General features: G+C 53.8%; 1 protein-coding gene. It reads right to left on the bottom strand.

The window, feature by feature from the left end; all coding sequences use genetic code 11:
* A partial coding sequence (locus tag EOA22_RS36035) for a hypothetical protein (protein WP_127390732.1) occupies nt 1–622 on the bottom strand: 622 nt, incomplete at its 3' end.
* Nucleotides 623–704 lie beyond the last annotated feature (82 nt).

Here is a 704-nt window from a genome sequence, read left to right as displayed (position 1 = left end):
GACAAAAAGAAAAAGCGGTAGGCAAGTCCACGTCCGGCGTCGCGATCGTCGAAAATGGCGTCAGAAAGCTCTCGAACTGTGCGGCGTATTTGTTTTTTCTGTAGCGCGACCGGTTCACCGTTTCGGGCAGTTTCTCAATTATCCTGGCGACGCAGTCGCGCGAAACCAAGAAGATACCCGTGCCACATAGCGATACCCGGACAAAGCCGTCCATCTCCTGCCGCGGTTCGATGATGGTTCCGAGGAACTCCAGGCTTTGCGCAAAGGCCTTGTCGAACGGCAGTTTCGACAGCGAGTGAAGTTTGCGAAGGTCGACCAGACGCCGCGGATACAAAGTGCCGACTACAGGCTTGTCGAGCGCCAGCATCGCGGCAATGAGATCGGGCGAAAAGCCCATGTCGCTGTCGATCATCAGGATGTGACTGCAGTCCAGCTTCTTGTAGTAGAAATTCGTGAGCAGATAGTTCCGGGAAAACGGTATATCCGTGTACTCGATTTCCGACAGCGTGAACGCGTAGCTGGAAAGGCTTTCGTGAGTCAGGGCCGCAAAAAGGCTGCGAACGAATACGCTTTTGTAGGCTGCTCCGTAAACCGGCAGCGCGAGGTTGATCTTGGTCGGCATCGAGCCCTCCACGGTCCAGTGACTGCATACAAATCCCTTTTTCCTATCTTTGACAGGATACTTGGTATAAAAATTTGCGGGC

It is taken from the genome of Mesorhizobium sp. M7A.F.Ca.US.014.04.1.1 (assembly GCF_003998745.1).
Classification (GTDB): domain Bacteria; phylum Pseudomonadota; class Alphaproteobacteria; order Rhizobiales; family Rhizobiaceae; genus Mesorhizobium; species Mesorhizobium ciceri.
This window is presented reverse-complemented; position numbering and strand designations above follow the sequence as displayed.